Annotated in this window: 12 protein-coding genes and 2 pseudogenes; 11 read left to right on the top strand and 3 right to left on the bottom strand. The window is 61.3% G+C overall.

Annotated features, from left to right (window positions below):
- Positions 1 to 11: 11 nt before the first annotated feature.
- From VIZ63_RS07145 to VIZ63_RS07155, 3 genes are all read right to left on the bottom strand, one after another.
- Positions 12 to 1,064, bottom strand: a complete 1,053-nt coding sequence (locus VIZ63_RS07145; RefSeq protein WP_331608850.1) for a DUF481 domain-containing protein — start codon at positions 1,062 to 1,064, stop codon at positions 12 to 14.
- A 19-nt stretch (positions 1,065 to 1,083) separates the two neighbouring features.
- Positions 1,084 to 1,683 carry a DUF4136 domain-containing protein gene (locus VIZ63_RS07150; protein ID WP_331608851.1) on the bottom strand — a complete coding sequence of 200 codons (600 nt, stop codon included), beginning with the start codon at positions 1,681 to 1,683 and terminating at the stop codon, positions 1,084 to 1,086.
- Between the two features lie 170 nt (positions 1,684 to 1,853).
- Complete coding sequence (locus tag VIZ63_RS07155) at positions 1,854 to 4,322, bottom strand: fused MFS/spermidine synthase (RefSeq protein ID WP_331608852.1); 2,469 nt, start codon at positions 4,320 to 4,322, stop codon at positions 1,854 to 1,856.
- Positions 4,323 to 4,430: 108 nt separating this feature from the next.
- Between VIZ63_RS07155 and VIZ63_RS07160 the strand changes: the two are divergent.
- The 11 genes and pseudogenes from VIZ63_RS07160 to VIZ63_RS07210 all read left to right on the top strand — a co-directional run.
- Positions 4,431 to 4,802, top strand: a pseudogene (locus VIZ63_RS07160) (haloacid dehalogenase-like hydrolase); the annotation flags it as partial.
- Positions 4,803 to 4,898: 96 nt separating this feature from the next.
- On the top strand, positions 4,899 to 5,147 hold the full coding sequence (locus tag VIZ63_RS07165; RefSeq protein WP_331608882.1) for a hypothetical protein: 249 nt from the start codon (positions 4,899 to 4,901) through the stop codon (positions 5,145 to 5,147).
- Positions 5,092 to 5,494: pseudogene (locus VIZ63_RS07170) on the top strand (AAA family ATPase). Before VIZ63_RS07165 ends, VIZ63_RS07170 begins: the two are co-directional and overlap by 56 nt.
- Before the next feature lie 40 nt (positions 5,495 to 5,534).
- Entirely contained in the window at positions 5,535 to 5,840 is a 306-nt protein-coding gene (locus VIZ63_RS07175) for a DUF4381 domain-containing protein (RefSeq protein WP_331608854.1), read from the top strand.
- Complete coding sequence (locus VIZ63_RS07180) at positions 5,827 to 6,843, top strand: VWA domain-containing protein (RefSeq protein WP_331608855.1); 1,017 nt, start codon at positions 5,827 to 5,829, stop codon at positions 6,841 to 6,843. The genes VIZ63_RS07175 and VIZ63_RS07180 overlap by 14 nt, the downstream gene beginning before the upstream one ends.
- Positions 6,840 to 8,414 (top strand): VWA domain-containing protein, encoded by a 1,575-nt coding sequence (locus VIZ63_RS07185; RefSeq protein ID WP_331608856.1) that lies wholly within the window; start codon positions 6,840 to 6,842, stop codon positions 8,412 to 8,414. Before VIZ63_RS07180 ends, VIZ63_RS07185 begins: the two co-directional genes overlap by 4 nt.
- A 221-nt stretch (positions 8,415 to 8,635) precedes the next feature.
- Positions 8,636 to 9,646 (top strand): hypothetical protein, encoded by a 1,011-nt coding sequence (locus VIZ63_RS07190; protein WP_331608857.1) that lies wholly within the window; start codon positions 8,636 to 8,638, stop codon positions 9,644 to 9,646.
- A gap of 479 nt (positions 9,647 to 10,125) precedes the next feature.
- Positions 10,126 to 10,950 carry a hypothetical protein gene (locus VIZ63_RS07195; protein WP_331608858.1) on the top strand — a complete coding sequence of 275 codons (825 nt, stop codon included), beginning with the start codon at positions 10,126 to 10,128 and terminating at the stop codon, positions 10,948 to 10,950.
- Between the two features lie 125 nt (positions 10,951 to 11,075).
- Positions 11,076 to 11,756: a DUF3313 family protein gene (locus VIZ63_RS07200; RefSeq protein ID WP_331608859.1), complete on the top strand. Its 681-nt coding sequence runs from the start codon at positions 11,076 to 11,078 to the stop codon at positions 11,754 to 11,756.
- Positions 11,757 to 11,797: 41 nt separating this feature from the next.
- Positions 11,798 to 12,472, top strand: coding sequence for an outer membrane beta-barrel protein (locus VIZ63_RS07205; protein ID WP_331608860.1), 675 nt, complete (start codon positions 11,798 to 11,800; stop codon positions 12,470 to 12,472).
- Between the two features lie 413 nt (positions 12,473 to 12,885).
- A complete protein-coding gene (locus VIZ63_RS07210) occupies positions 12,886 to 13,266 on the top strand; it encodes a hypothetical protein (protein ID WP_331608861.1) in 381 nt (126 codons plus the stop codon).
- Positions 13,267 to 13,278: the final 12 nt, after the last annotated feature.

Raw genomic sequence — 13,278 nt, forward strand, 5'->3', positions numbered from 1 at the left:
GCGATCGTCCACTAATGAAACGAGTACCCCAATGACGTCGTTACGCCGTAGTCGTCCTTCTCCGCGGTTTCATCCGGCGGATCGCTGTCGTAAGACTGGTAGAGCGACAGATCCAGATAGAAGTCGGAGATGATTTCCCGTCGCAGCGACAGGTTGCCGGAGGTGCGGTATCGCCCTGACTCCGTGATGCTCGGGTAGAGAACCAGGCTGGCACTCAGGCTGACTTTCGGCGTGTTGAATTTGAAGATACGCCAGCTTGCGCCCAGCAACCCTTCGATGCTTTCCTGACTGGATTCGACGCCGGTTGACCATTCCTTCGTATAGGCCAGGCCAATGAACCCCGAGACCTCGCTGCGCGGGGTCTGGATGAAATACTGGCCAAAGCCGCCGCCGAGTGTGAGACGTGCGTCGATACCGGTTTCCTCGTTGCGCTCGAGCGAACTCAGGCCAGCCCAGAACCGTTTGTGTTCGCGCAACCATTGATAGTTGTAGGTGAGCGTGTCGCGATCGAGCGTGCCCTGCACCGGATCCTTGGTGGAATTCACGTCCGCACCGAGCGACCACGCGAACGTCGGCGCGCGATACGAAAGATCCATGCTGCCGCTGATGGTCGTGATGTCGCTGGACTTCGTGTAGTCGAAACCCACAGAAAACGATCCCTGCAGTCGGCTGAAGAATGTCGCTTCGCCGGGTGAGATGCGTGCGACTTGCACCATCTCCAGCTGGCCTGGCTCGCTGGCGCCCTGATCGAGGATCGCAAGGGTTCTGGTGGCCCGGTCGGTCGACAGGGTGCCGTAATAATGCCCGCCTGCAAGATCCTCCAGAATGAAGGACTGGTTGCTCTCCACTGCGACTACGTCAGGCCACTCGATGGTCACGGTCGACATCGAATCCGTGCCGATACTCAACTGTCCATACTCGAGCGCAATGATCTCGCCGGTGACGCGATCACCGTTGAGCAGGTGTATGACATCCACCTTTTCCCGCCCGCAGGCCACTGCTGGCAGCATCACGGCCAGCGTCAGCCAAAGACGCAGGTGACCTCGGCGGTTACGTCCACGCATCGCTAGCCATCGTCCGTTGTCAGTTAGCTGGAGCTCCTGGCGCGGGCACGGGATATTTGGCAAAGATCTCGCCCACGACAGAATCGATGGCCGGACCCGGATTTTCTATGGCCTTCTTGTTGATGCGACCCTCCGCTGTCCCCTGCCATACCAGCTGCTTCTTTGCGGCATCGACCAGATCGATCGCGAGCGTGCCGACCTGGTAATGCACGGTTTCGACATCCTGCGGATAGCCGCCCCACACGCCGTACATCCCAGAGCGATAGCCGTAGTAACCGCCCATGCCGACGCCCACACCCGCGGACGGTGTGCTCTGCACATCCTGGCGGTTCTCGATATTCAGATTGAAGTTGGCGAGCAACTGCGGATTCGTCTCCGTGAACGTATAACCACGCTTGGTGAGTTCAGTACGCGTGGCTTCCTTGAGCCGTGTGCTGATCAGCGTGGTATACGCGCTCCTGTCCGTGGACACCTTCTCGTAGAAGCCGAAGGTCTTGTAACTCGACAGGTTCACCGTTGGATCGGCGTCTGCCCGAATGGTGGGTCCGGACGCGCAGGCCGCCAGACCAGCGGCCATTGCCATCATTGTCGCGGTACAAACTACTTTCGCGATGCGCATGTCGCTCTCTCCTGCGGGATATCGGACAGCTTTTATTGACGAGCACGTTCAACGGATCGCGCCTCTCGTGCCTATCTACCGGCAAATATGGCTGCTGTTCGAACGGGCGGGTATACGCATAAAGGGCGGACCGCAACCCGGCAACCCGGGTCACTCGCGCTGCGATGGCGTCATTCGCCGCTCACGATCCAGCGGTAGTAGGTATTGCGAGGATCCTCGCTCACCACGGATTCGAGTGCCCGCGCCCAGCGATCACGCTCGCCGCGATAGGCGTGCAGACCGGCCGAATAGAAGCGATGCAGGCGATCCCGATCCAGCTTCATCTGTGCGGTGAACTCATGATCGGCGCCAGCGAGAGGCGGATCAGTCTGCAGGCCCAGGAGTTGCGGTAGCACCCGGGTGATTTCCCCCGGCAGCACCCAGGGACCGTATTCGATGCGTGGATCGTCGTCCGTCACCGGTCGCGCCGTAGCGGCGAGAAGAGATTGCACTGAGTCGATGCCGACTTCGCGTAAAGCGGTTGCGATCCCTGGCTCCTTGAAGCGATTCACAATGCGCTCCAGGTCGAGATCGATCGGTTCGTGCGAGCCAATCATCAGCATCTCGTGCATTTCCGTGATCCAGAGTGTCGCGTATGGGAATACGTCGAGAAAACTGCGTACCAGCGATTGCGTGTCCGCATTGACCTGCGTTGGCAATGGCAGCCACTGCGCCAGCAAGCCATCTGCATTCAGTCGCCGCGAGGCGAGTCGATAGAAGTCGCTGGAGTACAGATTGACGACACCAGACGCCGATGGCGGCGGCGGCTCAAGGGTGATCAGATCGTAGGTGCCGCCATCGCGTAGCAACTCCCGCCGGCCATCGCGCAGACGTATATCGACGCGCGGATCGCTGGCCACGGATTGATTGCCTGCGAACAAGGTCGTGGCGTCAACGACTTCCGGCAGCAGCTCGGCCACGACGCGCCGCTCGAGGCCGGGATAGTTGAGCAAACTGCCGGCGGTGATGCCCGTTCCCATGCCGATGACGAGTGCGGCGCGCGGCTCGCCTCGATGAATGATCAGCGGCAGCAAGGCCTGCAACCGCATATAGCGGAGCGACGTCATGGAATCGCCGGAGTTCGACACGGCATCGACATACAGCCGGTGGAACGTCCCCTTGCTCGCCTTCTGTTCGATGACAGCCACCGTGCCGCCTGCACCGGATTGATAGAAGACGAGATCGCCGCGGCGATGCTGCGCAAGCAGTTGTGCCAGGTGATCAGGCTTGACGATGACAGCACCCGCGACAGCCAGCACACCGCAGGCAAACGTGGTCCAACGGGCGACATGTCCCACCGCGGCGTCGTGCATCACTGCCGTAATGCCCAGAACGCAGGCTGCGATGGCCATGACGCCCAGGCTGCGCTCCAGGCCAAGGTGCGGCACGAGTACGAAGCCTGCCAGCACCGTCCCTGCGATGCCACCGATCGTATTCCAGGCGATGACCGATCCGGTGTCGGTGCCGGCGCGGTCGGCCTCGGCAATGATCCTCATGGCGAGCGGGAAGGCGGCTCCCAGGAGGATCGTGGGTAGCAGAACGATCCATAGCGTCGCTGTGACGAACCGCATGGCCATCGCGAACGACTCATTTCGAGTCAAGCCGAATGCGAGTGTGGCGCCGTCGACTTGCGCGCCTTGCAGCCAGGGTCCGAGCGCGAGCACGGCGAACAATGCTACGACGCCAGCAAGCGCGATCAGCAGTCCGAATTCGCCCCAGGGCTTTGCGGAGCGTGCTGCGCGTTTTGCATAGAGACGGCTGCCGAGCGCCCAGCCGAACAAATAGGTTGCCAACATGATCGCGAAGGCAAAGCTGCGTGTGCTCGTCCATTGCGCCACGACCTGCGACCAGATGACTTCGTAGCCGAGAGCGATGCCGCCGGAGACTGCGTAAAGAACGAGGGCAAGACGCGCCGCCGGCGTGCGTCGAGTGATTACAAGGAGCTGCGACCACCCTGCCCTGGTCTGGCCTCGCACCGCTGAGGCAGCCTGTCGCGGCATGGCCAAGGCCGCGATGGCTGCCCCGCTCGCTGCCAGCAGATTCAATCCCGCGGCGCCGAACGCGGAACCACGTACGCCGAATGCCGGGATCAGGATGAAGACGGGCAACAGAGCGCCGATGATCGCGCCGGCCGTATTGGCGCCGTAGAGCTTTCCGGCGACTCGCGCGACCTGCTCTCTGTCGGGCACGGCCGCACGCACGAGCACGGGCACGGTGCCGCCCATCAGGATCGCCGGCACACTGACCTGGGTGAACGGCAGCAGCCACGCCACTGGGCCAAGCGTGTCTTCCATTCGCCCGAACAATTGGGCGGAATGCGACAGCGACTGTGTTGCTGCAAGGCCGACGATTGCCACGCCGACTTCCAACGCGGCATAGAGCAGGAACGGCCGAGGCCATCTGTCGGCCAATCGTCCGAACACCGTCCCGCCGACGGCCAGTCCTGCAAAGAATGCGCTGATCGCAATGGTGATTGCGTAGACGTCGACGCCGACGCTCAGGGACAGCTGCTTGATCCACAGCAGCTGATAGATCAGTGCGGCGGCGCCCGAGAGGAGTAGCAACAGCGAAGGCAGGAACGTATGCCCGGATCGACTCATCGTCTCAGGTGAAACGGGCTGCGCGGAAGGCTGCTTGCGTTTGCGGCTCACGCTGCCGTTTTATCCCGGACATGATCAGAAGCCAACCACGGAAGCCCATCGCCCTACGGATCGAGCGGCAAGGTGAAGTACGAGATCCGCGACGGCAAGCCCGTGCTGGTGAAACTCGCGGAGATCGACTTCATCGACGACAAGGAAGGCAAGCCTGCGTGCATCAACAAGGTCATTGGCCGCGTGCCTGTGTTCGCGTTCGGCAACTCCGATGGCGACCATCAGATGCTGCAGTGGACCGCGGCAGGTGCGGGCGCCCGCTTCATGGGCATCGTGCATCACACCGACGACAGGCGCGAATGGGCGTATGACCGCCAGTCTCGCATTGGAACGCTCGACAAAGCGTCGGATGAAGCAACGCAGAAGGGATGGACCGTGGTCGACATGAAGAGCGAATGGAAGGTGATCTATCCGTGGGAGAGGAAGTAATGCGAGGTCTTTCCTCCTGTGGGTCCGGCTTCAGCCGGACATGTTCGACGACGTCCGGCTGAAGCCGGACCCGCAACAAGAACGGCACATCACTCCATGCCCTCCTCCGCCCGCACCGCCGTCGATCAGCTGCAAAAGCTCATCGAGGGGTCCATCCTCGGCCAGCAGTACCTGATCCGCAGCATGATCATCGGCGTGCTGGCCGATGGTCATCTGTTGCTGGAATCACAGCGCGGGTCTCGCGAAGACCCGCGCTGTGAAGAGCCTGGCGCAGAGCCTCGATGCGCAGATGCGCCGCATTCAGTTCACTCCCGACTTGCTGCCAGCCGACATCACCGGCACTGAAGTCCTGCACCAGCAGGATGGCGAGAACATCGCTCGAAGCCATGGAAGAACGGCAGATCACCGTGGCCAGCAGAACTCATGCGATGCCTGACCTGTTCATCGTAATGGCGACGCAGAATCCGATCGAACAGGAAGGCACGTATCCGTTGCCCGAGGCGCGGATGGATCGATTTCTCATGAAAGTGCTGGTCACGTACCCGGACGAGCAAAGCGAAGCTGGCGTTTGCTGGTGCGCCAAGAAGAAGCGGCCAAGAGCGCGAAGGCGCACGCCAGCATGCCCGGGGGACACCGGAAGCGGAACAGATCGAACAGAGCCGTCCGTCCCGTCGACCACGGTGGTGTCATAGGAATCGATATTCGATGCACGGCGCGAGATCGACGCGGTGCATGTCGCACCGGCCATCCCGATGTCCACGACGATCCGTCCGCTGTCATCGCGACGCTGCCCGCGCTCCTGAAGCGTCGGTCATTGCCGCGACCTCCCGCGAACGTGTGGCCGCCCTCTCGGGCGACGACTGGTGGCGATTCCTCGATCGGTCGTTCGACGCGACTGCTTTCGAGCATGGCACCGGCCAATTGCTGACACGACTCGCATACGCCGGCTCGATGCCCGCGAGCATCTCCAGCGAACAGATGCGGACGCTGCTCGACCTCTCGCGACGCTGGATCAAGCATCACCATGCTGACATTTGACCTGCCCTGGGCGTTTGCGGTGCTGCCATTGCCGCTGCTGCTGTGGTGGCTGTTGCCGCCATTTCGTGAGACCACCCCTGCCCTTCGCGTTCCGTTCTTCGAGCAGGTCGCCAGCGCACTGCATCTGGAGCCGTCTACGGGTGCCGTGGTCCACGAAGCCAATTGGGTGCAACGGTTGCTCGCACCGTTATGCTGGATCCTGATCGTGATTGCGATGGCCAGTCCGCAGTGGCTGCAGCCGCCATTGGTGCGGACCCAATCCTCGCGGGACCTCATGCTCGCCATCGACATCTCGCAATCGATGGAGGCCCGGGATTTCAAGGATGCCGATGGCGCTCCGGTGGATCGCCTGAGCGCGGTCAAGTCCGTGGTGCGCGAGTTCATTGGCCGACGCGAGGGCGATCGCCTGGGGCTCATCGTTATCGGCCAGGGAGCCTTTCCGCAAGCGCCGCTCACCCTCGATCATGCAACCGTTCTGCTGCTGCTCGACGAAGTCCGCATCGGCATGGCCGGTCCTCAGACAGCCATTGGCGATGCCATCGGCGTCGCGATCAAGATGACGCAGCACTCGCAGGCGCAGGACAAGGTGCTGGTGCTGCTCACTGACGGCAACGACACGGCCAGTCGTATTCCGCCAGAGGATGCGGCGCGCATTGCCGCCGACAACCGCCTCATCATCGACACCATCGGTATTGGCGATCCGCGCGCAACCGGCGACGACAAGGTCGACTTGCAGACGTTGCGTCGGCTCAGCGATGAGACGCATGGCCGCAGTTTCCGCGGGGAAGATAGCGCTGGTCTGGAAGACATCTACTCGAGCATCGACACGATCACGCCAGTCAAGGTGGAGCGAACCGAGTTCCGGCCGAAGATCACACTGTATTACTGGCCGCTGGGTGTCGCATCCGTGATGCTGATGCTGTACCACCTGATTGCGATGCTGCTGTCGATGCGGCGGCGATCTTCTCCGCCCGAGAAAAGCACATCAGCGGTGTCGGCGTGAGTTCCCTTCACTTCCTCCGCCCCTGGTGGTTGTTGCTGATCCCGGCTGCGCTGGCGATCGCCTGGCTGTGGCGCCGGCGATTCGATGCACTCGCACAATGGAGACAACTGATCGACGCACGGCTGCTGCCGCATCTGCTGCTGCACCCCAAACCCCGCTTCGGCCTGCGTCCCGTCGACTCCGTCGCCCTCGCGCTGGCGCTCGGGGGCATCGCCATTGCCGGTCCGACCTGGGAACGCGAGCCGCCTCCGTTCGGTCAGGATCTTGCGCCGCTGGTGATCGCGCTGGACCTCGCTGACTCCATGAATGCAATCGATGTGCAGCCGTCGCGTCTGGAACGCGCGAAGCAGAAAATTCACGACTTGCTCGAGTTGCGTGCGGGCTCCCGCACCGGATTGATCGCCTACTCCGGCATGGCGCATCTGGTGCTGCCTCCCGCGGAAGACACTGCGGTGATGGATCTGTATCTGCCCGCGCTGCAAAGCGAACTGATGCCGAAGCAAGGCCGCAATGCTGCTGCGGCGCTCGATATCGCCGTGAGCCTGCTTGCAAAGGAACAGGTGGCGACCGGCACCGTGCTGTTCATCACTGACGGCTTCGATACAGCGCAGATCGAGCGGTTCCGCGCATTCATGGACGATGACACTCATCAGGTGCTGGTGCTGACCGTGGGCACCCTTGAAGGCGGTCCGCTGCGCAGCGCCAACGGATCGATTCGAACAGATGCCGATGGTCGGCCGATGCTCGCAAGTCTCGACCAGGCGGCCCTGGAGCAACTGGCGTCGACCGCGGACGTGCCGATTGCGAGCAGCACGCTGGATTCATCCGATCTCGAATGGGTGCAACGTCGTGCGCAGCATCATCTGCAGATCGTGCAGGAAAGAAATGGCGTGATGCGTTGGAAGGAATCGGGCTACTACCTGTGCTTTCCCATTGCGCTGTTCGCCGCCCTCTGGTTCCGCCGGGGTTGGGTGGTGCGATGGGCCGCAGCGACCATCCTGATCTGCGCTACGTTGTCACCGACGTCCTCGTACGCTGACGGGATCATCGACTGGTTTGCGACGCCCGATCAGCAGGGACGCTGGTATTTCGAGCGCGGCGACTATCGAGCGGCCGCGCTGCACTTTCAGGAGCCGCGATGGAAGGGAATCGCGCTGTATCGCGCCGCCGACTATGCCAATGCGCTGATGGAGTTCTCGAGGCTCGACAGCGCGGACGGATTCTTCCTGCAAGGCAATGCCCATGCACGTTTGAAGAAGTACGACGCCGCGGTGAAGTCCTATGACAACGCACTGCAGGCACGGCCGGAATTCCCCGCAGCGAAGCACAACCGCGACCTGGTCGCCGCTCTGATGCCGCAGCCGGAGGACGAGCAAACCGAACAGACGCCCGACCTCCCGCCCGATCAGGTGCAGTTCGACGACAAAGGCAAGAAGGGCAAGGACAAGGTCCTGACGCCGGAAATGATCCGCAAACAGACGGCCGACCTGTGGATGAAGAATCTGCAAGTGTCGCCGGCGGACTTTCTCCGGCAGAAGTTCCGGATCGAAGCAGAGGCCGGCGACCAATGAGCATCGGTGCGTCGCTGCGCTTCTCCCAACCGAGCCTGGCACCCGCGCAGTCGCAGGATCAGGAAGGCCGGTGGAGGTCCACCCCTCCTCTGCTTGGGAACTCAGCTTCAGCCGGACAGCGTCAGTGCCAGATCCCATCAGCCTCGCAACTCGTGCTTCTGGCAGTGCCTGGCCTGCTTCTCGCGCTCCCATGCCCTGCCGGGGACGCGCCAGGCTTCATCGTGCGAACAAGGCTCGAGCCCGCGGCGGGTGTCGCCGTCGGTCAGCCGGCTACGCTGGTCGTCGATGTGTTCACCGACCAGTTCTTCACCAGCGGTATCGAACTACCGGCGCTCAATGTACCCGGGGCGGTAATCAGGCTCTCCGATGATCGACCGCCTCACATCAGTGACACCATCCGCGGTGCGAACTGGGTCGGAATCGAGCACAAGTACACGATCACTCCGATTGTCGCGGCAGATCTGGCGCTCCCGGCATTCGAAATCTCAGCTCGAATCGGACCGCAACGGCAGTCGCTCACGGCGACGACGAAACCGCTCGATCTTCATGTCGTTGCTCCGCCGGGAGCTGAAGGCGCGTTTGTCACTCATGATCTAGCCTTGCAGCAGACGACCGACGCTGACCTCTCTGCATTGAAAGTCGGCGATGCCTTCATGCGTACCATCGCCGCCACGGCAAGAGGCACACCCGCTATGTTCATTCCGGACGTCGTACTTGGAAACACTGCCGGCTTGATGGCATATCCGCAGGCACCCGTGCTCGCCGATTCAGCGCCAGGGACGCCGGTCGTCGGGCACCGCACGTTCGCGGTGAACTACGTTGTGCAGCAACCGGGAGATTTCGTATTACCAGCGATCGACGTCCGGTGGTGGGATCTCGACACGCACAAGACGGTCGACGCACGGATACCTGCAGTTCGGATTCACGCAATTGCAGCGCCAGCCGCGCCGCTGGCGTTTGCTCTGCCAACCGAACAGCCCGTGGCTGCAGCTCCGCGCAAGACTTCCTGGCGCAAGGGCCTGAGATACACGGGTGTCGGCAGCGCAGTTGTCATTGGACTTTGGTGGCTCGCGCAGCGATGGCGCCGCTGGTTCCGGGATACTGCATACGCATTTGCACCAACGTCGTCAGCGGCGACTCCATTCCGAGTCTCATGCATTCAGGCAGTTGCAGTCTGCGCTGCGGCGCGGAAATTGCGATGTCGGCCCCGCGCTGTACCGATGGCTGGATAGGCTTCCTGGCGACCGGGGCTCTGCGCACATCACCGCCAATGCACCGGACGCGACATTTCGCTCCGCGTGCAGGCAACTTCTGTCCGATCTCTACAGCGGACAACCGCGGACGTCGAGTGCTGCCCTGCATGCAGTGCGCAACTCCCTGCGACGGGCACGCCGTGCAGCACTGTTCCGCGCGGTGGAGCAACAGTCGCGGGAGTCGTCGCTGCCACCGATGAACCCCTGAATTCGTTATTTCGTCTTTCTGCCCATCGTACGTACTGCCTGATTTGTCGCCACGTTGCAGCATGCGGCTCTGCCCGGTGCTGGAGCCGGGTTCACACACGGGATGTGCCATGGGTCAGCGACCGGGATCACTACTCGCGTGAGATGGGCGCAGCGCTACAACGTCAATCGTGGTTCGAGCGGCATGATGCCCCGGTCCTTCGGTGGGCGCCGGCGCCAGTGGTTCCAATGCAGCATTGAGGTCAACCGCCATGAATAGATTCGCACAGCTCCTTGCATCGCTTTGCCTGATCGCCTGTCATGGAATCGCGCATGCAGACCCCCTCTGGCCGATCAACCAGAAGTTGAACATCAGTCTTGGCGTGTTCTTTCTCGACACCGACACCACGGTGCGCCTCGACGGAGAAGCTGGAAGCACTGGCAGTGAGGTGAATTTCGAAAGGGACCTTGGAGTCTCCACGAGCGATCGATTTCGCATCGATGGTTACTGGCGCTTCTTCGACCGACACAAGCTGCGGTTCATGTATTTCGACAACAGTTCGAGCAACGAACGCACCATCGATCGCGACATTGAATATGGTGATACGACCTTCCCGCTCAACGCCAACGTGCGCGTCGATCTCGATGTCGAAATCATCGAACTCGCTTACGAATACTCCTTCCTGAAACGCGACACCTATGAAGTCGCCGGCACGATCGGGCTGCACAACCTGAGTATCACGGCCGGGCTGCGCGCCGACGCTTCGAGCAATGCCGGTTTGGGCGGCATTGATCTGAAGGAAACCGCCGATGGGAATGGGCCGTTGCCAGTCATTGGCCTGCGAGGCACCTGGGCACTGAACGACCAGTTCTATGTCGATGCCCAGGCGCAGTATTTCGCGATCAAGATCGACCAGTACGACGGCAGCCTGCAGGACTACAAGATCAGCTTGAACTGGCAGCCCTTCCGCAATTTCGGCGTGGGTGTGGGCTACAACACGTTCTCCACCCATGTCGACGTGGACGCTGACCGCTTCAACGGCAAGTTGCGTTTCGAGTACGACGGACCGCTTGCCTTCATCATCGGTGCATTCTGAGTCGAGACCGGGCGCGGCGGCAGCTCTATCCACCCTGGGTGCCAGTTGCCCCAACTACTGAGTGTCGCGACCCCAGCTTACCGGCAACATGCATCCGGAGCGTGACCATAACCGGAGAAGAAAGCGTGAATCGCCATTTCTGTGTCTACGCATTTGTCGCAGTGCTGCTGGTCGGAGGATGCGCGACCACGACGCAGAAATCACCCATTGACGACGCGTCCGCCAATCAGGGGCTAGTGCGGGTCGATATCAAGGGTATGGACGCGGTCTACAAGGTTCCCGAAGCGAATCTCGCGCAGTACGACAAACTGATCCTGCGGCCCATCGAGGTCGAGTTCAGCAAGAACTGGAAGCCCGAGAACGATTCCGTGCTCTACCAGATGAACAAGCCGGATCGCGAGAAGATCAAGAAGGATCTTCAGGATGCCTTCGCGGATGTCTTCAAGCAGGTACTGCAGGAAAAAGGCGGTTACCAGATCGTCACGGAACCGGCGAAGGACGTGCTCGACGTCCATGCGGCGATCGTGAATCTCTATATCAACGCGCCGGACGTCTCGATGCAGACCGCCGCTCGCGTCCGGACGTACACGACCAGCTCCGGTGAGATGACCCTGATCGCCGAGTTGCATGATTCGGTCACCGGCCAGCTGCTGAGCCGCGCGTACGACCGTCGTGAAGACATGGAGGGTGGGCAATGGACATGGACAGACTCTGTGACCAACAACGCCGATGCGCGGCGGGAGATCCGTCGCTGGGCGGAGCTGCTGAAGAAAGCGTTGGATGCCTCACGCGGCAAGACGACTTGATTGATCTTTCAACTGCCGACTGATGAATGGAAGGAGTGGTCATGAAACAAGTTCTAGTGACTCTGACCTCGCTCGCTGCCGGCGTGCTCGCCAGCGCCACCGCCAGTGCGGAAAGAGGCACCGGTTGGGAATTCGGCGCCGATGTGATTTATCAGTTGAGCCAGGACCTGGACTTCAACGGCGGCTCATCCGCTTCCCTGGACGACGACTTCGGACTGGCGATCGCCTTCGGCTACCGGATCAGCGACAAACTCGAAGTGCAGTTCGCGCTCGACTGGAACGATGTCGACTACGACGCGACATTGCAGACCGCATCGGATGGCAATCCACCCGTGCCTCTGGGCACTGTGGGGGTCAGCGGCAGCTACGAAGCCTTCACACCACGCGCGTCCCTCCACTACAACTTCATCGACGGCCCGGTAACGCCCTACGTCAAGGCAGGCATCGGTTGGGCGTTCATCGATACCAACATCCCCGACGGCCGACCGCAAAACGTGTGCTGGTGGGATCCCTGGTGGGGTTATATCTGTGGCACCGTGCAGGACACGCGGAGCATCGACGGATTCGAATATGAAGTGGGCGTCGGGGTGCGCTGGGACCTGTCCGCCGGCTATTCGCTGCGCGCCGCCTATGAGAGGCACTGGCTCGATTTGAGCGAAGCGGACGGCACCCCCGATCTGGATCAGTTCAAGATCGGTATCGTCTACAGGTACTAGAAGCATCCGCTGCTTTTTCTGCACCCTTCCCGGGTTTCGTTGCCCGGGAGAGGCAGAGCGGAGTCGATCGAATCTTTGCAGCGGCGAGGAATCACTACCTCGATCCAGGCATTCCACCCCGTCCGCCGGGTTCTCGGGATAGCCGCCACACCCGGGACATGTCAAATCGGACCCGGGGCCGACCTCTCAGCCATCAGTCGTTGCCCCGATTTAGTGCCGATTGCTCATTTTCTGAGCAAGCATGGTCCGAAAAAATCTGCACCAGTCGGGTTGCCTTTCGAAGTCGCGGGTGTATATTTCGACGCTAGTGGCTTGAGTGATCAATAGAAAAATCACCGGCACACTTAAAGTAATTCCTCAACATTTGCGCGTCCCGGCCTGTCGTTGTTTCAACGTCACAGAGGACCCGGCAAATGATCCACTCACTCCATTTTTGCCGGGAGTCAGTAGCGATGAGCAGCGCTTGGGAACATCTCTTTGCCGCAACAGCGATCCTCGCTTCGAGTGGCCCGATCAAGCAGCGCTTGATCGACGCGTACAAGACGCACCTTGCCACCATCGACCAGGACGAGCTACCCAAGGAAATCCGCGAGGAATTCTGCTCTGTGGCTGACTGCATGTCGTGTGTTCGACCACTGCGCGGCGAAACTGCCGAGCAGGCCACGGTACGGAAGATGTCCGACATGGAAGCTGGCCGAATCGCCATGAGGATAGTGAACATGCTGGGTGCCCTGGCGCGGGGTCAGATGTTCCAGCGTCCGCCGAAGCTGCGGGCAGTCAACAGCGAAGATTGAGAGCGGCGGGAG

The sequence above is a fragment of the Povalibacter sp. genome, from assembly GCF_036520495.1.
Taxonomy (GTDB): domain Bacteria; phylum Pseudomonadota; class Gammaproteobacteria; order Steroidobacterales; family Steroidobacteraceae; genus Steroidobacter.